Source organism: Streptococcus sp. CCH8-H5 (assembly GCF_001556505.1).
In the GTDB taxonomy this organism is placed as follows: domain Bacteria; phylum Bacillota; class Bacilli; order Lactobacillales; family Streptococcaceae; genus Streptococcus.
The window spans coordinates 1-299 of the sequence record NZ_LSIZ01000046.1; the positions used below are offsets into that span (position 1 = coordinate 1).

Annotated in this window: 1 protein-coding gene; it reads right to left on the minus strand. The window is 47.5% G+C overall.

The window, feature by feature from the left end:
* Positions 1-299, minus strand: a 299-nt coding sequence (locus tag AX663_RS04175) for a hypothetical protein (protein ID WP_156430755.1), incomplete at both ends; no start/stop codon positions are given.

Here is a 299-nt window from a genome sequence, read left to right on the forward strand (position 1 = left end):
TTCAGCTGGTGTTGCTGTTGGAGTTACTGGAGTCACAGTTGGTGTGTAAGTCGCAAAGGCTTTGGTTCCGTTCTTATCTTCACGAACAACCGTCACAGCTGGAGCTGTTCCAGTAAATGATTTCTCTGGAACAAAAGTTACAGTTCCGTCGGCTGCTACTGTGTAGGTACCAACGCCATCAACTGTCTTGGTAGTTGAACCATCGTCGAAGGTTGCTGGAACGTCATCGTTCATTGGCACACGGCTGTCACCTTCAGTAAATTCAGGCTTACCTGTTTGGGTTTGACCTTGTTTACCTG